The 25,056-nt window shown below is 46.3% G+C and carries 20 protein-coding genes; 7 read left to right on the forward strand and 13 right to left on the reverse strand.

Annotated elements, in window-relative coordinates; genetic code table 11:
- Window positions 1-48: 48 nt before the first annotated feature.
- From MHN33_RS20470 to MHN33_RS20490, 5 genes are all read right to left on the reverse strand, one after another.
- Window positions 49-606 carry a hypothetical protein gene (locus tag MHN33_RS20470; protein ID WP_239400874.1) on the reverse strand — a complete coding sequence of 186 codons (558 nt, stop codon included), beginning with the start codon at window positions 604-606 and terminating at the stop codon, window positions 49-51.
- An 80-nt stretch (window positions 607-686) separates the two neighbouring features.
- Window positions 687-1,907, reverse strand: a complete 1,221-nt coding sequence (locus MHN33_RS20475; RefSeq protein WP_239400876.1) for a hypothetical protein — start codon at window positions 1,905-1,907, stop codon at window positions 687-689.
- Between the two features lie 140 nt (window positions 1,908-2,047).
- Window positions 2,048-2,317, reverse strand: a complete 270-nt coding sequence (locus tag MHN33_RS20480; protein ID WP_239400878.1) for a barstar family protein — start codon at window positions 2,315-2,317, stop codon at window positions 2,048-2,050.
- 114 nt (window positions 2,318-2,431) lie between these two features.
- Window positions 2,432-3,382 carry a hypothetical protein gene (locus MHN33_RS20485; protein WP_239400880.1) on the reverse strand — a complete coding sequence of 317 codons (951 nt, stop codon included), beginning with the start codon at window positions 3,380-3,382 and terminating at the stop codon, window positions 2,432-2,434.
- A 42-nt stretch (window positions 3,383-3,424) separates the two neighbouring features.
- On the reverse strand, window positions 3,425-4,132 hold the full coding sequence (locus MHN33_RS20490; protein WP_239400882.1) for a hypothetical protein: 708 nt from the start codon (window positions 4,130-4,132) through the stop codon (window positions 3,425-3,427).
- 678 nt (window positions 4,133-4,810) lie between these two features.
- Between MHN33_RS20490 and MHN33_RS20495 the strand changes: the two genes are divergently transcribed.
- The 5 genes from MHN33_RS20495 (at window position 4,811) to MHN33_RS20515 (ending at window position 12,043) form a co-directional block, all read left to right on the forward strand.
- The gene (locus MHN33_RS20495; protein ID WP_239400884.1) at window positions 4,811-6,061 is read left to right on the forward strand and encodes an HlyD family efflux transporter periplasmic adaptor subunit; all 1,251 of its coding nucleotides are present in this window, start codon (window positions 4,811-4,813) and stop codon (window positions 6,059-6,061) included.
- 9 nt (window positions 6,062-6,070) lie between these two features.
- Window positions 6,071-6,799: an ABC transporter ATP-binding protein gene (locus MHN33_RS20500; RefSeq protein WP_239400886.1), complete on the forward strand. Its 729-nt coding sequence runs from the start codon at window positions 6,071-6,073 to the stop codon at window positions 6,797-6,799.
- A gap of 10 nt (window positions 6,800-6,809) precedes the next feature.
- Complete coding sequence (locus tag MHN33_RS20505; RefSeq protein WP_239400888.1) at window positions 6,810-9,245, forward strand: ADOP family duplicated permease; 2,436 nt, start codon at window positions 6,810-6,812, stop codon at window positions 9,243-9,245.
- Window positions 9,246-9,332: 87 nt separating this feature from the next.
- Window positions 9,333-10,715: a sigma-54 dependent transcriptional regulator gene (locus MHN33_RS20510; RefSeq protein ID WP_239400890.1), complete on the forward strand. Its 1,383-nt coding sequence runs from the start codon at window positions 9,333-9,335 to the stop codon at window positions 10,713-10,715.
- 5 nt (window positions 10,716-10,720) lie between these two features.
- On the forward strand, window positions 10,721-12,043 hold the full coding sequence (locus tag MHN33_RS20515; protein ID WP_239400892.1) for an ATP-binding protein: 1,323 nt from the start codon (window positions 10,721-10,723) through the stop codon (window positions 12,041-12,043).
- Window positions 12,044-12,248: 205 nt separating this feature from the next.
- Here MHN33_RS20515 and MHN33_RS20520 read toward each other — a convergent pair whose 3' ends face one another.
- From MHN33_RS20520 to MHN33_RS20540, 5 genes are all read right to left on the reverse strand, one after another.
- Window positions 12,249-12,563, reverse strand: coding sequence for a DNA-binding transcriptional regulator (locus MHN33_RS20520; RefSeq protein ID WP_239400894.1), 315 nt, complete (start codon window positions 12,561-12,563; stop codon window positions 12,249-12,251).
- Window positions 12,550-12,807, reverse strand: coding sequence for a type II toxin-antitoxin system RelE/ParE family toxin (locus MHN33_RS20525; protein WP_239400896.1), 258 nt, complete (start codon window positions 12,805-12,807; stop codon window positions 12,550-12,552). The genes MHN33_RS20520 and MHN33_RS20525 overlap by 14 nt, the downstream gene beginning before the upstream one ends.
- Window positions 12,808-13,471: 664 nt before the next feature.
- A protein-coding gene (locus tag MHN33_RS20530) for an IS3 family transposase (protein WP_239400922.1) occupies window positions 13,472-14,631 on the reverse strand; the annotation gives its coding sequence in 2 pieces (ribosomal slippage) (window positions 13,472-14,382 and window positions 14,382-14,631; 1,161 coding nt in all).
- A gap of 306 nt (window positions 14,632-14,937) precedes the next feature.
- Window positions 14,938-15,456, reverse strand: a complete 519-nt coding sequence (locus tag MHN33_RS20535; protein ID WP_239400898.1) for a hypothetical protein — start codon at window positions 15,454-15,456, stop codon at window positions 14,938-14,940.
- A gap of 118 nt (window positions 15,457-15,574) precedes the next feature.
- Complete coding sequence (locus MHN33_RS20540; RefSeq protein WP_239400900.1) at window positions 15,575-16,432, reverse strand: DUF6236 family protein; 858 nt, start codon at window positions 16,430-16,432, stop codon at window positions 15,575-15,577.
- 290 nt (window positions 16,433-16,722) lie between these two features.
- On the opposite strand from MHN33_RS20540, the gene MHN33_RS20545 reads away from it, so the two are divergent.
- Entirely contained in the window at window positions 16,723-17,067 is a 345-nt protein-coding gene (locus MHN33_RS20545) for a hypothetical protein (protein WP_239400902.1), read from the forward strand.
- An 838-nt stretch (window positions 17,068-17,905) separates the two neighbouring features.
- On the opposite strand, the gene MHN33_RS20550 is transcribed toward MHN33_RS20545, so the two are convergent.
- Window positions 17,906-20,995 (reverse strand): efflux RND transporter permease subunit, encoded by a 3,090-nt coding sequence (locus tag MHN33_RS20550; RefSeq protein ID WP_239400904.1) that lies wholly within the window; start codon window positions 20,993-20,995, stop codon window positions 17,906-17,908.
- Window positions 20,992-22,113, reverse strand: coding sequence for an efflux RND transporter periplasmic adaptor subunit (locus MHN33_RS20555; RefSeq protein ID WP_239400906.1), 1,122 nt, complete (start codon window positions 22,111-22,113; stop codon window positions 20,992-20,994). Before MHN33_RS20555 ends, MHN33_RS20550 begins: the two co-directional genes overlap by 4 nt.
- A 442-nt stretch (window positions 22,114-22,555) precedes the next feature.
- Here MHN33_RS20555 and MHN33_RS20560 point away from each other — a divergent pair, with 442 nt between their 5' ends.
- Window positions 22,556-23,050, forward strand: a complete 495-nt coding sequence (locus tag MHN33_RS20560) for a MarR family transcriptional regulator (protein WP_239400908.1) — start codon at window positions 22,556-22,558, stop codon at window positions 23,048-23,050.
- Between the two features lie 133 nt (window positions 23,051-23,183).
- On the opposite strand, the gene MHN33_RS20565 is transcribed toward MHN33_RS20560, so the two are convergent.
- Window positions 23,184-24,761 carry a S8 family serine peptidase gene (locus MHN33_RS20565; RefSeq protein ID WP_239400910.1) on the reverse strand — a complete coding sequence of 526 codons (1,578 nt, stop codon included), beginning with the start codon at window positions 24,759-24,761 and terminating at the stop codon, window positions 23,184-23,186.
- Window positions 24,762-25,056 lie beyond the last annotated feature (295 nt).

A 25,056-nucleotide genomic window follows, 5' to 3' on the forward strand; every position in this document is an offset into this window, starting at 1 on the left:
CGAGGTACGAGCAAAAGCCAACTGTTTTTTGTCCGTTTAAGCAACTTGTTAGCGCTGATCTTCCCAGCGTTTTCCTGAAACTTCCCAAGGTAGAGCATTTTGTTTTCTGACTTTTCGAACCTTTCCATTTTGTATGTGGTAAGTCTCCATTAGATCAAAAATACGCCTACCGTTTCTATTAAACCTTATTAAAATAAGGACTAAAGGCTCGGCTACAGAGCCCCATTGATCTATAACAGCTTTTAAATTTTCATCATGGTATCGATTATCTGAATAGGAAACAAAAACCGAAAACTCACAATTGTCTCTAGCGCTATGGAGTTGCCTAACTTCATTAACTTTTTCTTTAAACCTAGGCTCTTTCCATTCCCATTCTAAATGAGCAATAACTTTTTCATCATTATTTTTTATTATTGCATCAGTTCGCCCACCACTTTCGAAGTAAGTGAAATAACCTAACAAGTCAGCTGTAGATCTAGTACAGATACCGAGATGGATAGTCCACTCAGCTCTTGAGCCGACCTCTTTTAACTCTTTAACGAGAGGAAAATCTCTATACCAAAAAGCATTAAAAATCGTGATGAAATCTTTAGTAATAATCTTCATAATAAATTAGACCACCAAAAGCGCTAACGCCTAAAACACCGGCGCAGCTAGCTGCGTCCGAGTGCTTTGACTTGTTAGGCTTAAATAGATTGAGTTTCACTTAAATTAAAACTTGCTCTCAACCTTTCTTGTTCTTCTATTATTTTTTTATACTTTTCTAAATTCCACTGTACGAGAGAAGCATTAAGAATTGAGTAACCTTCCACATTAAACTTTTCAAATTTTGTTCTTTCACCCTCTCTCACGACTACTAAACCAGTTTGAAAATTAAGAACTTCGGCCTCTTGACCATTTTCCGCATTATAAATTTCAAGTTTAGCTGCTATTGGCACAAGCATTCTGTCGTCAACATTTTTCCAGTGGGCTGATATTTTTGCATCAGGGTTTACAGTAAACCTTGTGGAGGTATACCCCTCTACAAAAGAGCCTATTAATTCAAGCTCTGGCTCCCCGCTAATCTGTTGCACAAAAACTATATTTGACAGCCAAGATTCAAGAGAGCCAACATTCTTTCTAGTTAGGGCCTTCAGAGGAGTATCTTTTCCACTCCCCGTAATTGAATTCAGTATTTTTGCTTTTATTTCTGGGTATTTTTCATCAATTACTCCAATTAGCTGAGCACCAAACACCAGAATAGCAAGGAGCAGTACTAAAACGGCGATAAATACATATATAACCGAAACAATAATACCCGAAATAACATATAGTCCGACTAAGAATGCTATTGTTCCAAAAATCCCTGCAATAAACCCTTTGTTTTTCTCAAAGAAGGGAATTTGTGTTAGCCCGACATATGAAATATAGGAGGCAAGGATCGAGCCTATAACTGTAGCTATACCTGTTAGCAGTTTCAGTAGCTTCTCTTGCAATGGTGGAGACTCTTGCTTAGATTTCAAAAATGACCTTAGCTCTGCCAGCGTAGCGGCAACTTCCTTTTCAATAGAATTGTCGCTTGGTAAATTGGATAATAGTTTTTTGTCATTCTGATCTGGCAAAAAATTAACATTTTCAGACTTTTCTTGTTGAACCGGACTGGAAGCTTCGGGCACATTTTGTTGAATAGAATCATCTACTTCATCTTGTGCTGTGCTGTTAATATCTACCGGAGCTTCGGCTGGCGATACGTTTAACTTACTCTCTTCTATTAAATTTTTAGATTTACCTACAGGGTTCTCCAAAGGCTGATCTACCACCTTAGTGAGATCAAGTGGTGTTATGTCATTTTCTACAGAAGAGTTCGAATAGACTAATGGCGAAAATAGCAAAAATACCCATATCACTAGATAAGATCTTAGCTTCATTTTTAACTCCATTTTATTCGGAAGCCTAACGCTTAGCTAAGGGGCAATAAATGGTTGGCTATACTTGCGCGAAGCGCCAGCCAACTATTTATTGTCCCAACGAACGCAGTGAGTAAACTTGAGCAACTTGTTATAGCGCATTAGCTCCAAACCACACTGCAATTTATACTTGGGTACTCAATTTTTAAGTCGGTGAAGCACGTTTGAAGTTGCTGATATGAACTTGGTAGAGCTAACCGAAACTTTTGAGAACCCGTAAATTCTATATTTGCTGGCAATTCAATTAAACCTGTAATTGAATCCCAAAACGCATCCCAATTATGACCATAAAAATCAGGGAAAGAGAATGCTGACGACAAAAGAACATGTAGCTGTTCTTCCGTTTTAATTGTACTTAAATCTATCTGCATAATTCCCTTGCGCTATAACGATCGCATAACCGGTGATTGCTGCTGGGGTGGTTTTTCCCGCGAAACGGATCAGCAAAAACGCCACAGCAGTACGAATCCGAGTTTATGCACTTGTTAGGCGATTGCTTCCTCTTGTTTTAGTTCAGGTTTTAAATGAAAAAACAATGTGATGAAAAGACCTACAACAAATGTAGCGTTAGCAATAGGTATATCATGCTCAGCTAAACCAGTTTTCACTCGAAAAAAAACATCAAGTAACATGCAGAATAGAAGTGTAGTAACTACAATTAGCCATCTTTCACCATGAAATTTTTCTTTTTTAAGCTGCCTTTTTATTGTGAAGGCAAAAAAACCACCAGCCACAAATGGAACGGCCCATTGGATGAACACTTGCAGTAAAGGTGCTGAAACAACAGCAGAATTCAACATTAACGAAGATAAAGAATAGCCATAAAAAGATGATATAAAATACAAAATTAGAAAGCCAATTACCCCTGCCGAACGAACCAATTTATCAGATAAATCTACACCTTTGTATATTAGGAAACAAACACATACAAAACTAGAAAGCAACACAACTACGATTAACGCTTTTAGAACCATAATCACAGAAGTTACGATGAATTCATGAAAGTCATTTTCCATTTCTTTTGTATTCATTTTATCTTGTACTTTTCGAATTTCAGACTCTCGTTTAAGCTCTGATATCAATTTATTTTGAGCTAGCACTTGTCTATCTATTTCATCAAACCATCCTTGATCGATAGACTTAGCAACTTCAATTGCATCCTGATATTTTCCAGTTGCTAGCAACGCGACCATATCTTTAGTTAATTTATGGTCTTCTTGGAATTCTTGTATTTTTACCTTGGAGAACTCAAGTTCACTCCGCACGCGGGTAACTTCACTTCTCAGTTCGTTTCGTTGACGCCATAAAGTTTGATTTCGCTCACTAGAGTCCTGTAGTTGCTGTTTTAAACTTTCAATTTTCCTAGAGTCAGAGCAACCCGATAAAATTAAACTAAAAAAGATGAGGTTAATTACTAATAATGCTTTTTTATACATATCACCAAGTCCATAGGTTATCTTGATCGCCTAACGCCCAAATCAGCCGCGCGTTTTTTGCGTCTGCTGCATTTGATTGTTAGGCTCCTCTTGCCACGGCCATTTACCAGCGCCTAATTTGTATGAGCCGCTTGCGACTAAAGTTAATACTGTCACGATAACTCCAATTAACTTTCCTAATTGTGGTAATGAAATCATTGAGAGCAGTTTGCCAATGCTCAGTTTAGATAGATCGACGTCGGGATCAGAACTAGGCATTGAAAGTTTCCTCTCTTCCATTGCCTGCTTCCAGCTTTGAAGATAGCCTCTAAATTTATCTGACTTTACCTCTTCCACATCCAGTTCTGACCAGTAGACATTCCAGTCATAGCCTTTTTCAATAAGGCCCTCAGATTTCAAGCCACTTTCAGCAAGAATCCAAATAGGTAGCTCATATGTGTAAGCAATAGCCCCCTCAATGTGAGTCCACGTAGTTGGTAATTTAATATTATTAAGCTCTTTTTCTTTATTACTTCGAAGTTCTTTGCCTTCCTCAAACTCAGACCTCGTGTAAGCTATCACCAAAAGCCCATCACATTCTCCGATGGTTTTTTTAATGACCTTTAGAGGTTGTTCATGTGACCACTCGTTTTCGTACATGATGCGTGATTTTATTCCAGCAGTTTTCAGCGCATCAATAACGGCATCAACAAAGGCTCTTTGCGCAGTGCTTTCGTCACCACCTTTACTAATAAAAATTTCAATTTCCATAAGTTACTCTCTGAGGATGCCTAACGCTTTAGTATTCATGCGTACGCAGTACGCATAATCGTTTGTTGAACTGGGCCGCTACTTGCACGCCGTATCCGGCTGGTGTGGTTGATGCTTTGGGATTTGCTTTTGATGAGTGACTTTTGTTCTAAACCATATGTGGTTTAAACCGTTACTTCATGACTCGCTCCCTGCCTGAACAACGTATTTATGAGTAACATTAGACCCACTTTTTTCCTATTTGGCAAGGAGCTGGCACTGCCTGGTTTTCTCTATTTGCTTGTTGTATTGGCCGAGTGGCCATCACCGCTGTACTCATTTATTTGGCAGACACAGTGATCACTATATCATCTGCTCATAAGCTTACTTCAATGTGGTGTTTAGGCAGATCCCGGCTCGCATACGTCCGGGATGACGGCGTGGTTGTCGGTTTTGCCTGTAACGAGCCACAACGGCGTGGTATGGAGCAGGCTTTGTGCGCATATCAATTCTAACCCTGTGCTTTGCAATCCCCCTCTCCCCGCCAGTCTCATCTTTGCGCCTAGTCCCAAATTAAATCCCAAATATGGGACTGGCAACTCTCAAATAAAATAAAAACACTAATTTTCAAACACTTAAAATTTGGCACAAAGCCTGCTCTGTTACTCTCAAATTGTTCTTATTCGACCAGGAGTGACAATGGACATTGCAGTAAAGACTAAAAAGAGCTGGCCTGTGCATACTTTAGTCATCGTATTTATCGCGCTTGTGGCGCTGGCCTTGGGTGCATATCAGCTTTGGCAGTACTCACGTGCAGAGCTTACGCTCAAAGCCAATTCGTTGATCATTAATCAGGTTAAAAGGGGTAGTTTCACGGTAACCGTGCGTGGTAATGGCGTGCTGGTTCCTGAAAATGTGCAATGGCTGTCGGCCAGTGGCGATGCCAAAGTCGAGGCGTTGCTGTACAAGCCCGGGCAGGAGGTAAGCCGGGGCGATGAGATTGTGCGCCTGACTAATCCACGCTTAGAGCAACAGCTGGCCGAAACAAAATGGGAGTTGTCGGCGCTTGAGGCTGAGCACCAGGCCAGTGATTTGGCCGAGCAAGCCGCGATTGCACAACAGCGTGCCGATATGCTCAATGCCCAAATGGCGCTTAATGGTGCTGAGCACGAATATCAGGCGCACCTTGAGTTAATTGAAACCGGTGCGGTCTCAAAGCTGGACTTTCAGCGCGCTAAAATTGCCCTTGAACAGGCGCGCCAAACTCTGGCGTCCAGAAAAGAGCAAATGGCTGAATCGGCCAAAAGCTTAAAGGCGCAGCAACATGCCCGCTTTGCCAGGCTCAACCAGCTAAAAAACCGGGTGTCGCGCATTCAAACGCAAGTGGATGAACTAAGCGTGCGTGCCTCCATTGATAGCATTATTTTAGCGCTGCCGGTGGAGGTGGGTCAGCATGTCAGCATGGGCAGCAACATTGCTAAACTGGCTGATCAGGGTGCGCTTATCGCTGAGCTGCAAGTGCCTGAGCTACAAATTCAGCAAATCAAAGTGGGCCAGAAGGTCACCATAGATACCCAAAACAATCAGGTACTGGGGCATATTACGCGGATCGACCCTGAGGTGATGCAAGGCAATGTGCAGGTTGATGTGGCCTTTAACGAACCATTGCCAAATGATGCGCGGCCCGCGCTGAGCGTAGATGGTGAAATTACCATCGCAGAGCTTGATAACACGCTGTATGTATCACGCCCCTTATTTACCCAAAGTCAGTCCCAATCCAGTATTTACAAACTCAGCTCAGATGGTTTAATGGCCACGCGTACAGCCGTGCAACTCGGGCTGGGCTCCGTCAACTATGTACAAATTATTCAAGGACTTGAAGAAGGCGATCAGATAATCACGTCTGATCCAAGCCGCTTCGAAAGTTTTAACCAATTTAGGATCAACTAGGAAACCGCCATGACTCAGCCTGTATTAGCATTAAAAAATCTCCGTAAAGTCTTTTTCTCTGACGATTTAGAAACCCATGCACTGAACGACGTGTCGCTGCAAGTGTACCAGCAAGAATATATTGCCATTTCCGGGCCATCGGGCTCGGGTAAGTCGACCCTGTTGTCGCTGTTAGGCCTGCTGGATACGCCAACCTCGGGGAGTTACCAGCTTGCCGGACACGAAGTGAGCAATATCAGCAAAGCGGAGCGCGCCCGGATCCGCAATAACCAAATCGGGTTTATCTTTCAGTCTTTTAATTTGATCAGTGACTTAGATGTGATGGAAAACGTCGAGCTTCCCCTGACCTACCGTAAAGACTTGAGCAAGTCGCAGGTTAAACAAATGGCCGCAGACGCTTTGGCCAAGGTTAATATGAGCCATCGTACCAATCATTATCCGTCGCAGTTATCCGGTGGTCAGCAGCAACGTGTTGCCATCGCCCGCGCCATTGCCGGATCGCCCAGTTTAATTCTGGCGGATGAACCGACCGGCAACCTCGACTCCAAAAACGCCCATGATGTGCTGGCGCTGCTTGATACCCTTCATCACGAGGGGGCCACCATTTGTATGGTAACGCACGACCCGCGTTCAGCCGAGCGGGCACAGCGCAAGATTGAAGTACTCGATGGCCGCATTATTGCCGATCATAAAACTCATGCTGCACAGCCTGAGCTTGCCGATGTTGTGCACAGTTAAGGGGAAGACGATGAGTATTCGCAGCGATATCAAGTATGCCCTGCGCCTGCTGGCAAAAAAGCCCAGCTTTAGCGCACTCACTGTGTTTGTGATGGCAACAGGTCTCGGCTTGAGTGTTTATCTGTTTTCATTTATGAACACCATGCTATTTAAGCCTTTGCCCTTTGAAGATGGCGAGCATTTAATTGAGATCACCACCTCAACCAATGGCCAGCGTAATTTTGGCGACTTTAATATTCATGATTTTGCCGAGGTTGAAGCGCAGTTAAGCGGGGCCAGTGAGTTTAGCGCCTATCGTAGAGCAGTGGTTAATATTGCCGGGCGTGACGGCGCGCGCAGATATGAAAGCGCCGATGCGCGTGCCAATTTGTTTGAGCTCACCCGCACTGCACCGCTCCTAGGCAGAACATTCACAGCCGAAGAAGACAAAGTGGGCGCGCAGAATGTGGTGGTGCTGGGTTACGATATCTGGCAAAACCATTTTGGTGCCGATCAGGAGATCCTGTCACGCAGTGTGGATATTAACGGCCAGCCCTATCGCATCATTGGCGTGATGCCAGAAGGTTATTACTACCCGCGCCGGGCTCAGCTTTGGCGACCGCTGCGCGACAATCCGCAGCAGGTTTCGCGGGAACAAAACGCACAGGTAACCGGGTTAGCGCTGAGAAAACCAGGTGTATCGATTGAACAACTCGACAACGAGCTAACTCTTATCATGCAGCGCCTGGAGCAGCGTTTTCCAAAAACCAATTCGGGTCTGAGCGCGTATGCACTTACCATGCACCAGTCTACCGCTGATGGCGGTATGTCGGTGGTTTATGTGATGCACACTGCGGCAATCCTTATCTTAGTGCTGGCGTCCGTCAATGTGGGTAATCTGTTGTTATCACGCGCCGTTGAGCGCTCTCAGGAAACAGCCATTCGCGTTGCACTGGGCGCACCGACTGGGCGTTTGCTGAGCCAACTGTTATGGGAAAGCCTGTTGATCTGCGGCTTGGGAGGGCTAATTGGGCTTTTGCTCGTTGGCTGGGGACTGGAGATAACGCAAACCGTCACCAATCAGTTTTTTACCGACAGACCGCCGTTTTGGTGGGACTTTGGCATAGACGCCTACACCCTGAAAGTGTTTTTTGCCTTCCTGGTGGGGACCATTTTTGTCACCGGCTTTTTGCCTGCATGGCGCAATATTAATGGCGACTTTAACGCCGTACTGCGCGATGGTACACGCGGTGCGCTGGGCAAAAGTGCCGGTAAGCTCAACAAAGCGCTGGTAATTGGCGAGGTATTTTTGTCTATTACCATTTTGATAGTTGCTGCGGTGATGATCTCGGGCAGTTATAAGGCCACTTATGCAGATTACGGTGTAAATACCGGCGATAAACTGGTCGGGCAAATTACTCTGCCAGAGGAGCAATATCAAACCGATGAGCAAAGACGCCAGTTTGTACAAACACTTAAAGCGCAGTTAGACGCCCAAAGTGGCTTTAACAGCAACATGATCACATCAGCCTTGCCGGGCTTTGGGGATAAACGCCCCGCTGTTGCCGTCGCCGGTCAGGAATATGGTCAGCAAGGTTTGGCCAGTTACCCCAGAGCCAATCAGGTAGCCGTTATGCCGGGCGCATTGCAACACTTAGAGTCAAAATTACTCGAAGGACGCTTTTTTAATGACTCCGACAACACCGAGGATAAGCGCACCGTGATTGTCACAGACAGTTTTGTACAGCAGTACATGAACACAGCGCAACCGGTTGGACAACGTGTGCAGTTCATTAACGAAGATGGCAGCAAAGGGCCGTGGTTTAAGGTTGTTGGCGTTGTTAAGCACATAGTGCAGACCATGCCGAACAGAGATAAAGCAACGAGAACCCCGTCTGTCTACCTGCCTTTTGCGCAATCACCGCGCGCGGCGGTTTACATTAGTGTGCAGCTGCAAAGCGACACACAGAGTGCTAAAGCCGCACTAACCCGGGTGGTTAATCAGATTGACCCGCAGCTGCCCGTGTTCAATATCGCCACTTTGGATGAGCGCCTCACGCAACGTGTTGCACCACTGAGATTTGTCGGGGGCGTATTTGTGCTATTCGGGTTAGCTTCACTGTTATTGGCTGCCAGCGGCATTTACGGGGTAATGGCCAACACCATTTCGCAGCGCACTCAGGAAATTGGCGTAAAACGCGCGCTGGGCGCCAGCGAAGGTCGTATTACCCTTGAGTTTTTGCTCTCAGGGACCAAACAATTGCTGCTCGGTGCCGTGCCCGGGCTGGCGATCGGCTTAACACTGGGATACGCCATGTCAGTGCCCATTGGGGTTGAGTTCTCCGATGTGGCCGTTACTGCGGTGGTGCTCACCGGCGTGCTTAGCCTGGTGGTCTTGCTGGCAACCTATCTGCCTACGCAACGCGCACTCAGCAATGAACCTGCGCACGCGCTCCATAACAACTAATTGATCGCAACTAAGCGCAGCCTGTTATTTATTCGCTGCGCTTTTGTTGTACACTGAATTTACTTAAGCGGTTGATAACACACATTTATGAACGACCCAATTTTAATTATTGATGACGATGAAGGTGTCAGGCGTGCACTGAGCCTGCTGTTGCTGGAAGAAGGTTACGCCAGTGTGCAGGCCAGCTCGCCGGGCCAGGCTATGCAACTGCTTAAACAGCATACCGTTAGCTTACTGATCACGGATCTAAACTTTACCGAGGACACCACCTCCGCCCAGGAAGGGCTGGCATTGATAGAGCAAATAAGAGCTGACGATGAACAGTTGCCAATTATTGCCATTACCGGTTGGGGAAGTATTGAAATTGCGGTCAAAGCAATGCAACTGGGTGCCAACGACTTTGTGCAAAAACCGTGGGAAAACGAGCGGTTACTGACGATAGTTCGTACCCAGCTACAGCTTGCAAAAGCCCATAAACGCACCCAAAAGTTAGCCGTTCACAACCAGCTGCTGCAAAACGAACTTGGTGTGGTGTCGGGGCTGATTGCCCATTCCGAGCCCATTAAACACGTTCTGGCGACGTTATCTCAGGTGGCCAAAAGCGATGTGAGTGTGCTGCTGACAGGAGAAAACGGCACAGGAAAGAGCCTGTTTGCGCGGTATTTACATGATTTATCGCCCCGAAAAGACGAGCAGCTGATCAGCGTAAATATGGGCGCAGTCAGTGAAAACTTATTTGAAAGCGAGATGTTTGGCCATGTTAAGGGCGCTTTTACCGATGCCAAGTCGCACCGCATTGGTCGCTTTGAGCTGGCTGATGAAGGCTCGCTGTTTTTAGATGAAATTGCCAATACCCCCTACTCCCAGCAAGCCAAGTTACTGCGCGTACTTGAGGAAAGGCAGTTTGAAAAAGTCGGTGCCAGTAAAACACAGTCAGTCAATATTCGCTTAATTACCGCCACCAATGCCAACCTGGATGACGCCGTGCACCAAGGCAGTTTTCGAAAAGATCTGCTATATCGCATAAATACCGTGCAGGTACATATTCCGCCACTTCGAGAACGCCAGGCCGATATTCTGCCGCTGGCGCAGCACTTTTTACGGCGCTCCATTGATAAGTACGCGGCGCAGGGGCGTGTTTTAACACCGCAAGCACAAAGTGCCCTGCAAGCATACCATTGGCCCGGCAATGTCAGAGAGCTGGCGCACCTGATGGAGCGGGCACACATTTTGGCGCCCACCGAGCAAATTGATGTTACGCACCTCAACTTACCCTCGGAGCAGCCGCGCCACATCGCCTCGAGCAGCGAATGCACAGAGCAGGAACCCTTGCTGACCCTGGCCGAGCTGGAGCAAAAAGCCCTGGAACGCCGTATGTCGCACTTTCAGGGCGACGCCGTTGCCGCTGCGCACTCATTAGGGCTGAGCCGCAGTACCTTTTACCGGCGTTTAAATAAAACAGGTAAATAATAACTATGCCTAAGTCAGCGTCTTACGAATCTCAGCTTTGCTATTTGTACCTTGCCAGTGCCGTGCCTTTGCTTTTTTTGCTCATTGTCACCATGCTGCTCACTGATATATCGGTATGGCTGGTGGCGCTGTGTGCTTTGCTGGGCGTGATAGTGCTGACCTGGAGCACCTTGTATATTAAACAAAAAGTGGTGTACCAGCTGCGAACCCAAACCAATTTGGTGGAGGCCCTCGCACAGGGCGACTACACACTCAGGGCACACACAGGCCCTCATGAAAATGAATTAACGCCGCTGTTTAGTGCCATCAACCGACTTGCCGAGCGTTTGAGTGCACAGCGCTGGCAATCAGCGGAATCTCAGCAACTGGTGCAAACCGTACTTGAACATATCGATGTGGCGATTTTAGCCATAGACGATCAGCAGACCATTGCATTGTCAAACCCTGCCGCACAAACCCTGTTCGCACTGGGTGACACCCAAACCAAACTTGCCCTGCCCAAGGCACTGGCCGCAGTCAGCCAACTGGCGTCCGGGCAAAGCCAGTTGATTGAGCTGCCCGTGGCACTGCAAACCAAACGCTACAATGTGCATGCAGAGCAATATTTAAGTGAGGGCAAAACTTACAAACTGCTGTTTATTACCGACGTGCATTCATTACTGCGCAGCGAAGAGCGCCACGCCTGGCAAAGGCTGATCAGAGTAATGAGTCATGAGATAAACAACTCGCTCTCTCCGATCACCTCTATTTCGCAAACCTTAGTGAAAATCGTCAGCAAACGCTGCGAGCCGGATATCCAGGCGCCACTTACCGAGAACTTAAACTTTATTCAGCACCGCGCCGGCGAGCTCAGTAAATTCATCGAAAGCTATAACCAACTGGCCAGACTGCCAGAGCCTGAGCGCAAAACTTGCTCACTACATGCGCTTATCTCTAATTGCCAGAAACTCTTTCCTCAGTGTGAATTCAACCTGCTCAATGCACAGGACCTGTCGCTCAATGTCGACCCTGTGCAATTTGAGCAGCTGTTTATCAACCTGTTTAAGAACGCCTGCGATGCCGCAGAACTAGCCAATGTAACCTGCCAGATAGAGATTGACTGGCAGCTTAGCAATCAGCAAGTGCGTATTACCATTTGCGACAATGGCATTGGCATAAAAAACACCGACAACTTATTCGTGCCTTTTTACAGCACCAAACAACAAGGCTCAGGCATTGGCCTGGTACTGTGCCAGCAGATCGTTGAGGCTCATCAGGGACGTTTGTCTTTGCACAATCGCCAGACGCAACCCGGGTGCTGCGCCGTACTGGCGCTGGAATATTCATAGTGGGTTGGTGTTGTTTGGGTAGAGAGTGAAGGGGTGAATTAAATTGTGAGAACAGGCAATTTAGCACTGTCACCCTCTGCACGCCTCTTATGAATTGTGTGTTTTTAAAAACCACGTTAGTTACCATCTAAAACTTACAGCCAAGACGGAGCAAAACTGGAACTGTCGGGTACCGGAATTTAGCTTTTGACGTCATGGTCTCTTGCTATAGCTCTGCGATATGTGACAGCGTTTCTGGGTGACGCTGTACCAATTTTAGCAGAGTGATCGCTTGCCCATTTGGTGCGCTGCGCCCCTGCTCCCAGTTTTCTAATGTACGCGATGATGTATGTAACAATCGAGCAAATACACCACGAGACATATTGAACTGCTCACGAATACTGACGATTTCGTCAGGCGAGATATTCAAGTCACCAATGTCATTAACTTGATGGGTTTTCAGAGTTACTTTACCCTCTGAGTGTTCTTTAGCTTCAACAAGTGCTGAACTTAGTTCTGCAAATAGGTCACGATTGCTCATTACGCCACGCCTCCATAAAAGCCTTTAAGTGTTTCTTTTGATCTGTGGTTAAATCTGACATTTCATTTTTGCCGTAAATGGTCAGCAAATAAAAACGACGCTTTTCATCGAAGAAGTAGTAGATAACACGTGAACCACCACGCTTTCCCTTACCTTTACTTGCTACTCGAATCTTTCGTAAACCTCCCGTGCCCTGAATTACATCACCTTGCTTTGGGTTCGACATAAGTTCAGCCTGGAACACCGGAACTCCTCATCACTAAGGTATTCATTTCGGTACTTTCCAAATATGGTTGATTCAATAAACACACTTTTCATAAGCAAAGTGTACGCAAGTAACGTATAGATAGCAAACTATGCGTGATTAGCGTGGTTGTTAATCTTTGGTAGTGTCGATCTGACCAGAGCTATAACGCCCAAAAAAGTATCGAACTGGCTTAAAAAGCTCAGGCTATTAACCACTAACCTGCCCGCTGACTTGTTCAAACCCAAACGTGTTGCCTCACTTTACGCCAAACGCATGCAAATCGAAGAAAGCTTTCGAGATCTGAAAAGCCCCCTATACGGTATAGGCCTGAAACATAGTAAAAGTCGACGCCCCAACCGGCTCGATATTCTGCTATTACTCGCTTTGCTGGCGACAATTATTCTCTGGTGGATCGGCCTGTATGCCCAACACTCAAACTGGCAACGAAAGTTCCAGGCAAATACAATAAAAGACCGTGCTGTTCTGTCGACTGTCAGACTTGGCAAAGAGGTTAGGCGACGAAGCGATTATGTTATGACGGGGAAGCAGCTACGCTGGGCTATACGTGAATACGTGCGCTTGATTCATCAGCTCAGGAGGCCACAATTATGAGGGGATCCCCCCACGGCGCAAATAATCGGCTAAAAGTAGTTTGTACTGGTCAAGTCCAACCGGACACTTTCTTTTTATAATTTTCATACTCAATTGGACTCATATCATCCAGTGAGCTGTACAGTCTGATCTTGTTGTAATATCTGATGTATTTCTCTACATCGGAGCGCATAGAATAACGTGTTAAATGCCTAATATTTAGCAGCCATTCATTCTTTAAACTCCCAAAAAAACGCTCGACAACTGCATTATCTAGACACGCTTCTTTGCCACTCATTGAAGCAATAAAACCATGCTTCGTTAGTAACGCCTGATAACATTTACTTGTGTACTGTGAACCTCTATCACTATGAAATATAAATCCTTTTGGTGGGTTCCTCAGATTAATTGCCATTTGTAGAGCGCGTTCTACTAATTGAACTGTCATTCGCTTACTTAAAGCCCAACCAATAAAGCGACGAGAATGTAAATCCATAACAATAGCCAAATACATCCAACCCTGAGCCGTGCGCAAATAAGTCATATCACCCGCCCACGCAACATTCGGTGCCGTTGGATTAAACTGCCTTGCCAAAACATTATCTGCAACTTGATTGTTATGTTTGCTATTAGTCGTCACTTTATAAGCTTGCCTTTGCCTTACGACAAGCTCTAACTTTTTCATCAAACGGCGTACTTTAAAACGCCCAATTTTGAAGCCTTCCTTGCGAAGCTGTTTCATCATTTGACGGGAGCCCAGGCTTTGCCTGCTCTCTTTGAACAACGCCTTTATACGACGGAAAAGGCGAAGCATCTCTGCATCTATTGCTTGTCCTGGCCGCTTACACCAATCGTAGTAAGCACTGGAGCTGACTCCCATAACCCGGCAAAATATAAGCGTTGGGTACTCGTCAGATTGAACTTGAATGAATTGATACTTTACTTCATTTCTTTCGCAAAGAAGGCGCTGGCCTTTTTTAAAATATCTTTTTCCATTCTCAGGTGTTTTACTTCTTTGCGAAGTGCTAAAAGCTCTTCTCGTTCGGAGTTAACCAATTTGTGTCCAGCCTGCTCTTGTTCAATATGTTCCTTCCACTTGTAAAGCAAACTGGTACTAACGCCTACGGCTTCTGCGGCTTGAGCTACTGTATAACCTTGTTCACTGACTAAGGCGACAGCCTCTTCTTTAAATTCTTTAGGGTATGATTTGTATTGTCGTTTTTGCTTTATCATGGATACCTCGATGTTTGACGTTATTGTCTCTTATCAATGTGTCCGGATCTATTAAACCACTACACCTATAACAAACAAAGACAACGCTGGGTGTCTGTGATTTGATTTTGATGGTTGGGGACTTTCAAGAAGTTCACTGACTGTCTCTGCAACCATTAAAGAGACAGCATGTGACTTGTAAGTTCAATGACCAAATGCACAATACAAGACCTGACCCCGATGTTCCTGACCCCGATGTTCCTGACCCCGATGTTCCTGTGCACAATGCAAGACCTGACCCCGATTTTCTGACCCCGATTTTCTTCATTTTTTACGGTATGCACGATACACATTTTCAAGGGAATAGCGACCTATATGTGCGTAAACTCGTTCACCATTAGAATTATGAAGCAGTAAATAGTTCCATTTATAATGTTTTTCACCAATAGTGACGTCGGTAAATAGTACAGAATGCTCGCACTCCCATGTACCTTCCTGTTTTTCCTCGGTATTCTCGGTGATTGATTTTTCAACCATAGTTCCCCAAAAACGGCCATCTTCTTCGTAATTCAACTCCCAACTACGTATATAAGCCCCATCTGCTTCTATAAATTCACCGACCCAAGTACCAACAACATCTTCACACTGATCAGTACCATTATTTTCAATAGAATTGATTAATGATTTTAGGTATTTAGTTTTATTTTCATCTTGTTGGTATGCATAGTCAGGCTTACCCCATTTCATTTTCTCAGTAACGTAAACTATAACAGCCACCGCTACCGCAAAACCAATGCCGTATAAAAAACCTGTTCCTATGTATTTACCTATAGTTTTTAACACGAAACCTCCTTGAATTTAACGCTTGCCGTAAACGGCACAAAATAGCAGGCTAAAATTAGCGACGAAGGAGCACAAGCCTGCTGTTTTGTGTCCTTGGTTTTACGGCCTTGTTATAAATTTATTGCACCAAGCCCACTTCAGAAGCTTTAGAAATATACCCTAACTTTAATCTTTCATCTGCGGCTGAAAATGTATTAGTAGATTTCCCCGATATTTTCACACAAGCACCAATAGCGGCTAGAGTTGTCGCTATTGGCATAGTAAAACCATTTGATAGAAAATCTATTGCGGCACCGGATGCACCAGCCATAGCAATGTCTTTACCATTTAGATTTAATTCAACAGATAAATCAAACTTACTAGTTTTCTTATACTTTTCGCCTGAAACCTTTTCAAGCGCTTGAATTTCTTTATTTAATCTTGAGAAAACGGACTTAGCTTCTAAAGATGGATCTGGTGAAGTTAAAACCTCTTTATATAAATCATCAAGTGTTGAGTGCAATGCCTCAAGCTCCGAGCTTCTCCTTTCCTTGAACTCAAGTATTTCATTGATGTTTGCATCTTTATTAGGAACAGGTAATGCACCAGACAAGTCAACACGAATAGTGTTGTTATATTTTGACGTTTCTTTGGGTAGGAAGATTTGATTGCCCGTTTGATGCACTACCCAATCTGTTTTTGAGTCTTTAAGCATTAACTCTGCAATCTCACTTTGCCCCTTAATTATAGCTTCACCGACTTCATGACCAGAAAAACTACCAACATGATTAGTTCTAGGTCGCCACAAGGCTTTACTACTAATTAAGTCTTCTTCATCTGGAATACCAAAATGTATTAGATTATTTGTTGGAATTATAATTTTATCCCAATACATTAAATAGAAACGGATATCCTCAGGCGTTAAGTTTGAACTTAAGCCAAATCCTTGCATTTGGAACTTAATATTACCAGCTACAGTAATTAATCCTCTTTTCAAAATAACTCTCTAGATGAAAAATTTATAACAGTGTATTAGCGTGAATACCGGTTAGATCCAGTTCCTGAAACCGTACAGATCCACAGCCAAATTATTTTATTCATAATAAGAACAATAACCTACCACCATTGCTCTTATTGCTCAAGCCAAAACGGCTTTGTTGAAACCGAGCCTTGTTCATAGCGAGACTTACGGTCTCGTCATGTAAAACTACTAACCTTTTGAATCTAATTAACTTAAATCGATGCTTCACTTAAACGAGACCTTCAAGCACGGAGAAAGCGAGAAATTTGACTTGGTCATTAGCCACACTCACTTATACCTGTATAAATAAACAGCACCCGGGCGGTGAGCGCTGCAACGTAAAATCAAGCGCTGTGCGCCATTATTTTTTGTATCGTTTTATTATAAAGCCGTTGTTTGTCGGGTTTGTCTTCAATGAACAACTACTGCATGGTGTTCAAGTAGATCCCGGCTCGCACGCGTCCGGGATGACTGAGTGGTTTGTCGGGTTGGTCTTCATTGAACAACTACTGCATGGTGTTCAAGTAGATCCCGGCTCGCACGCGTCCGGGATGACGGAGTTGTTTGTCAGGCTTGTCTTCATTGATGAACTACTGCGGGGGTTCAAATAGATCCCGGCTCGCACGCGTCCGGGATGACGGAGTTGTTTGTCAGGCTTGTCTTCATTGCTGAACTACTGCGTGGGTTCAAGTAGATCCCGGCTCGCACGCGTCCGGGATGACGGAGTGGTTGTTAGGTTTGTCTTCATTGAGGAACTACTGCGAGGGTTTAAGTAGATCCAGGCTCGCATACGTCCGGGATGACTGAGTGGTTTGTTAGGTTTGTTTTCATTGAGGAACTACTGCGTGGTATCTAAGTAGATCCCGGCTCGCACGCGTCCGGGATGACGGAGTGGTTTGTTAGGTTTGTCTTCATTACGGAACTATTTCGTGGTATCTAAGTAGATCCCGGCTCGCACGCGTCCGGGATGACGGAGCTGTTGGTCAGGTTTATCTTCACTGAGGAACTACTGCGTGGGTTCAAGTGGATCCCGGCTCGCACGCGTCTGGGATGACGGAGTGGTTGTTAGGTTTGTCTTCATTGAACAACTACTGCATGGTGCTTAAGTAGATCCCGGCTCGCACGCGCCCGGGATGACGGAGCTGTTGGTCAGGTTTGTCTTCATTGAACAACTACTGCGGGTGGTCAAATAGATCCCGGCTCGCACGCGTCCGGGATGACGGAGTGGTTTGTTATGTTTGTTTTCATTGAGGAACTACTGCGGGGGTTCAAGTAGATCCCGGCTCGCATGCGTCCGGGATGACGGAGTGGTTTGTCAACTTTAGTTGCACCCTGAGCAAGTTTTTGCGTTGTCCTTTTACGCAAAAAAGCGCCAGGCGATGCTGGCGCATTGCTGCGACTTAGGGCTTTAGAAGCCCGAATTATGCGGTATGTTCATGGGTGTACTGATTAGCTCATTGCAAGCGTTGACGTCGAATTGGCTGCCTCCTGGGCTTTAGCCTTACGTACCTCGCGGCGCGTTGCAAGTTTTACGTAGAAGGCCGGTAATACGAATAAGGTAAATAAGGTGCCAACCATCATGCCTGCAACCAGGATGATGCCGATACTGTTGCGTGCCTCAGCACCTGCGCCGGTGACCAGCATCAATGGAAAGTGGCCCAGCACGGTTGCTGCGGAGGTCATCAGGACAGGACGTAACCGGGTGGCTGCAGACTCAACCACAGCATCCAGTTTGCTGCGTCCTTCCTCTTGTAAATGATTGGCGAATTCCACAATCAAAATACCATTTTTCGCGATCAGGCCTATCAAAGTGATTAAGCCAATCTGCGAGTAAATATTCATTGTGGTCAGCTCAAAGTAAGACAGTGTCAGTGCGCCCATCATGGCCAGCGGTACGCTGCCCAGTAAGACCACCAGCGGATCTCTGAAGCTGTTAAACTGAATGCTCAATAGCAGATAAACAATCACCAAAGACACGGCCATCACACCCAGCAGGCTGTTGCCCTGCTGTCTGATCTGCCTGGATTCACCTGCATAATCAATCATGTAAGAAGAAGGCAGGACTTCTTTAGCTGCTTCTTCCAGCGCCGTTAGCGCCGCTTCTTTGGTTGAGCTTGGCAGCACGCCACCGAAAATACGAAACGCATTTTGTTGACCAAAACTGCTCAGCTGACGCGGTACCGTGGTCCAGTTGATTTCAGCAATGGCAGACAAAGGAACCCGAGTGCCGTTGTGCGCCTTAATTTGCAGGCTTAGTAGTTTCGACGGGTCCGTTTTGATCTTGCTGTCTACCACCGGGATGACCTGATAAGCCTTACCTCTTGCGTCAAAGCGGTTCACATAGTTGTTAGACAGCAAAATACCCAGCTGGCGACTGACATGGGCCAGGTCCATCCCTAAGTCTGCGATCTGCTCACGCTTCAGGGTTACCTCAATTTGTGGCAGGTCAATTTTCAGGTCCGTGTCGGCATAGAGGAAGTGGCCACTGCCAAACGCTTTGCCTATCAGCTGATCGGCATACTGCTTCATTTCTTCATAACTGGCTGAGGATTTCACCACCATTTCTACATCAAACTGGCCCGCTGTGGGTAAAGGCGAAGGCAGAATGGGCAGCGGGTTGATACCCGGTAGCTGTGCCAGACGACCGTAAACCTCAGGGATCAGTGACATTGTGGTGTAGTCACGCTGTGATGCGCTGATGAACTCCACCCCACCAAATGCACTGTTAGTGAAGATGTTTTGCCACATCTGCGTCGTGCCCGGCATGTCCAGTAAGGTATCAACCACACCATGCATGTTGTCTTCGTTGTAAGTCAGTGATGACTCAGGCGGAGACTGCACTAGTACGTATATCTGGCTTTGATCTTCAACCGGGGCCAACTCTTTTTTCGAGCCGGTGAAGAACGGCACGACCATCAGACTTAACACCATGGCGCCCAGCAAAATTTGATTACGCCAGTTCAATGAAGCACTCAATACGGTTTTATACTTTTTACGTAACCAGTCGAACCCACTATTTACTTTGCGTGTCAGCCTAGTTTCTTTGCCATCTGGCGGCGTTACATACGCACTCATGATAGGTGACAAAGTCACGGCTACAAACCCGGAAATCACCACGGCAATCGCCAGTGTAAAGGCAAACTCTTTGAATAAAACCCCGGTCAGCCCGGACAGGAAGCCGATTGGCAGATAGACCATCGCCAGTGTCAGCGTCATTGAAACAATGGGCACAAACAGTTGTCTGGCGCTTTGTAGTGCAGCCTGTAACTTAGGCTTACCTTCACGAATGTAACGCGAGACGTTTTCGACGACCACGATGGCATCATCCACCACTAGGCCAACTGAGAGCACAATGGCCAGTACAGTCAGCAGGTTCATTGAGAAACCGGCCACATACATGGCTGCAACCGCACCCAAAATGGAAATTGGGATCGTTACCAACGGCACCGCAGCACTTCTGAATGAGCCCATCATGAACAAAACCACAGCACCCACCAACACCACAGTTTCAACCAGCGTCTTGAAGATTTCGCTCAGCGCATCGCGCATATATAAGGTGCCGTCGTAGGCATAGTTGATACGAATGCCATCCGGCAGTGTTTGATTGATTTCATCGGTCATGGCATATAAGGCGTCGCCAATGGCAATTTCGTTCGCACCAGGCAGCGGCCAGACCGAGATATACACGGTATCTTGTTGGCTTAAACGTGCACTGATGGTTGGCTGCTCAGAGCCCAGTCTGACCGTTGCAACATCGCGCAGATAAATGGTTTCGTTGTTTGCCTGTCTGACCACGAGGCGCTTGAATTCGTTCAAGTCTTTAAGCTGGGTATTGGCCACCAGGTCAATGCGTTGCTTGCTGGTCTCGGTAAAGCCCAGAGTCGCAATGGTGTTGTTTGCAGCCAGTGCACTGTACACTTCGTCGGCGCTCAGGCCAAACGCATCCAGTTTCGCTGAGTCCAGGTCAACTCGCAGCGCCGGGGTCCGGCTGCCCTCAATCGCGACACGCTGTACCCCTTCAATGCCATTAAGTACCGGCGTAACCTGACGTGACAGATAATCCGTTAACTGGATCAACGACACCCCCTGGTTTTCAATATTCAGATAGAACAAAGCGTGTGGTCTGTCGGCGCGTTGTACAGTCACAACCGGATCTTCCGATTCCGACGGTAACATGTAGCTAACCTGGCCCAACCGGGCTGTGAGCTCCGCCAGTGCTTTGGAGCTGTCTTCGTTCAGGTTCAGGTACGCAGTCACAGTACTGGTGCCTGCTGTAGTGGTCGATTCCACGTAATCAATACCGGGGACTGTCGCTGTGACACGCTCTATGGGTTCGGTCACAAACCCTTTTACCGTATCGGCCGATGCGCCGATATAAGTGGTCGACACCACCAAAGACGAACTTTCAATCTTGGGAAATTGCAGGACTGTGATGTTAAGTACGGACCACAGCCCACCGATGCAGATCATGGCGGATAACACCACGGCCAGCACCGGCATAGTGACAAATCTATCCATAAAGTGGGCTGTATTTTTCATAGTGACACGCCTTCTTTGCGAGTATCTTCCATCGCCACTGCCTGCTGTGATTGCTGAGGTTCAGAGACAAAGGTCTTCAGGCCACTACGCAACTTAAATGCGCCGCGGCTTGCAATCAGACGGTCTTTCTCCAGGCCGTCGGTGATCATCACCCTATCACCCAAACGCTCGCCCAGCTCAACTTGCTGACGCGTCGCTCTGAGCGTACCCTGCTCGTCTTTTTCCAGCACGTAAACATAGTCGCCAAGTTGATCCTTTACGATGGCCAGATAAGGCACGGCAATCACTTGCTGATCCGCGCCAACAGGCAAGCTGATCTTCACCAGCTGATTCGCAATCAGCTGCTCCGTACGTTCAATGCGGGCCCGATACTTTAGTTGTCTGGATGTGGCGCTCATACCCGGCTCTACCGATTCAACATATGCCAGCTGAGAGGCTGCCTTATCACCCACCACAGACACACGAATGGGGGTGTTGATTGCCAGTGCCTGGTAAGTTTGAGGTACTGAGAAATCCACCCACATGTGTGCCTGAAGACCAACCATGTTGGTCAGTACGGTATTCGGCACCAGGTATTGGCCAACCTGAAGGTCGTGGATCCCCACCCGCGCGGTAAACGGTGCCTTAACGATTTTTTTCTCGACACGGGCAGTCAGTAAATCGACTTGCGCGCGGAACTGTGCCAGTTGCGTGATGGCTTCTTCCAATTGCTGATCGCTGAACTTATTACGTTCGTGCAGGCTACGATAGCGAACCAGCGTACTTTCCTGCTGCGTGACGCGCACCCTGGCCGCGACCAGCTGTGCCATTTCCTCTGCGTGTTCCATTTCAACTAAAGGCTCACCGGCGTTGACTAAATCGCCCGACTTAAAATGCAGCCGAGTGATTTTACCCGCTACCTCATTCACCAGGTTAATGGTCTGTGGCGCTTTAATCACACCGCTGATGTCTATGTATGACTGATACTGCACCGTCTCTACACGCATTGCTTCAACCGTGGCGGCTTGCTCTGAAAACTCGGTATTGCGCGCTTCCGTGATACGCCCTTTAAGCGCGATACTGCCTACGACCAAAATGGCAACAACACTTGCTGCAGAAACCCAGGGTTTAACATTCATGACTTTCTCCTTATTCCTTTACCATGGGGGCAGCCCAAAGACTGCACCTGAATCAAACTTCACAAAAAGATACACCAACTAAAGAATCTTTATATAAAGATATATATTCAAAAAATTTTGTCAATGCCTTTGTTGTCCTTGTAATATGCTGCGCTGTTTCTGGTTTGCGTATGCCACAGCCAGATACCCGCCACACTGCTGACAAGAATAACTCGGTGCAAGGCATACCTCCGGTATAAAAAAGACGACACGCCTCTGCCCCAGCTGCTTCTCAGCCTTCATAGATCCAGCTGTTGCGCTGTGCGGCATAAGCCCCATGCGAAGACAAATTTATCTCAACCATCATATACTTCTCTTGAAGATATTTGATGTTACAACTCTTCTCTTCAAATTTATTATGCAGTATCTTTAAGCCATCAAAGAGAACAGAGAAGTCATTGTTATGCACAAAGATGATTTGGTAGATACGGTAATTGCTCAATGGGAAAAAGAAAGGCCCGACATCGATCCCTCACCTATGGCCGTAATGGGCCGCCTGGTCAGAACGAATGCGGTATTCAGCAAAGAACTGCATAGTGTATTCAGCCGGTTCGGCCTTAACGGCGGTGAGTTCGACGTTTTGGCGACGCTGCGTCGTTCGGGCAAACCATATACATTAACGCCAAACCAGTTATTACAGACATTAATGCTAACTTCTGGCTCCATGACCAACCGCATCGATAAACTTGAAGCGAAAGACCTGGTTAAACGTAGCCCGGATCCCAATGATCGCCGGGGTGTGCTGGTCTGTTTGACAGAAAAAGGGTTGAAACTTATCGATGAAGTTATCATTGAGCACGTCGCGAAAGGTCATCAATTGCTCTCGCCACTGGATGAAGATGAAAAAGTGCTCCTGGCAAACCTGCTAAAGAAACTGCTGGTTAATTTGCATCACTAGTTTACGCTTAGCGCATCATATCAAAGCTAATATGAAGACGCCCCTTTGGGAAACACGGCGGGTTCAGTAATTAAACTTATAAAAAGGCGCTCCGGAGCGCCTTTATTTTTGGGTTATCCCGACAAGCTGCCGATTACTTATACGAGTAATTTAGCGTCACACCGTTGTAGTTGTTATATCCATATAAACTAATATGCCAGGTGCCTGCGCTTGGGTTAGCAAATGAACACTGTTCCTCATTACCGTCCTTCCAGGGACGACAGGTGTAGTTGTTTGCATCAGGCTGGGCATTATATCTGACATACAGATCTGCATCTCCAGTGCCACCTGTGATGCTTAAGTTCATCTCTTTTACGCCCTGAGGGATATCCCAGGTATAGTGCGTCCAGGCACTTTGATTGCCTTGAAGGTTAGGCAAAGAGCCATTGACCGGTGTGACACCTCCCGGATCGCCGCCGCCCTGACAGCCATTTGCAGCGATATAGTCGGATGCAGCTTTGGCCTGAACAATACCATAACCGTAGTAGTTGTCCCGACCAGCAGAGCCTTTGTCTTTGGCTGTTGCGTTGAGTGCGGCCCGGATCTGCTGGTTATTACACTGGGTATTATGACTCCACACTAATGCCGCGACACCAGCAACATGGGGAGATGCCATTGATGTACCACTCAGACTACGGTAAGTATTGGTGGGATATGTTGAATTTACGCTAGAACCCGGGCCCGCCAGTTCGACTTGATCATTATATTGAGAGAATGAAGAACGGCTTTCGCTGGATGTTACTGATGCAACTGAAATAACCGAATTGTAAGATGCCGGGTATGACTTGGAGCTATTGCCATCATTACCTGCTGCAGCCACCAGCATCATGCCACCATCGACAAAATTTTGCATCGCGGTATTTTCGCTATTGGAGTAATTGCCCCCACCCAGGCTCATGTTGACGACCTGAGCGCCGCCATCCTTACACTGCTGAATGGCATTCACCAGGTCAGAGGCATATGTCCACTGTCCGTTATCATCAAAAATTTTGACTATGTGTAAATCAACACCCGGGTAAACGCCTACCACCCCTTGGTTATTGTCTTCTGCCGCAATGGTACCCGCAACATGAGTACCATGGCCGTTGCCGTCGTTGTTCCATTGGCCAACTGCATTGTTATTTGCAACTCCGGTGGCGTTGCCATAGGGCAAATCCGGGTGACCCAAGTTATACCCTGTATCGATCACACACACTTTTCTTGCAGAGGTATCAGATTGGGGCAGTAATGGACCTTGCACCATAGTAATGCCGTAAGGTGTGCTCTGCGCAAAAGGCACGATTTGATTTGCTGACTTTGCCAGCGGCAACACGTAACGTTTAGGGTCTATTTCAATCGACTCAACAGACGAAAAGCCGCGCAGTGTCTCCAGGCTATACTCGTCCAGTTCCGCCACCATTGCTTGCTGGCCACTAAGCGCGAACAGAGGTTCAGCACCCGCTGTGAACAGATAGTTGAGTGCTATAAAATTATTGAAGCTGTTTTTGCCACCAGACAACGCTTCATTAAAGCGAATAATGTAGCGATTACTGGTGCTTTTCTTAGACTTAATTTGCAACTTCGCCTCTTCTGTATGACCTTGAAAAACAGGCGCTTGTGCTACAGCAGGTAAGCTCATCGCAGACAGCATTATGGTAGATAAGGTTGATAGTTTAAAACGTTTGATACTCATGTCTTCTCCTTGTTGTATTATCGCTTTTTTCTGACTGACAATGCACTTAAACACTCGCTCTGTGAAACAAAGCGAACAAGTGGTTTAACTACTTGTACCTAAAACAACAAGGTCCTCTACCGCGATAAACATATCAGTGCTGTGTTGTAAAACTGTTAATAAAGTTAGCAACTGGAACGGTCTAATTGCAACATCTAAACAAAAAAACTGTTATAACATTTCCTTTGGTCAACTGTTAAAAATGACATAAATATTGATATTTAATGTAAAATTAGTGATCTTAATGTATTTCTAC

It is taken from the genome of Pseudoalteromonas sp. OOF1S-7 (genome assembly GCF_022347765.1).
Classification (GTDB): domain Bacteria; phylum Pseudomonadota; class Gammaproteobacteria; order Enterobacterales; family Alteromonadaceae; genus Pseudoalteromonas.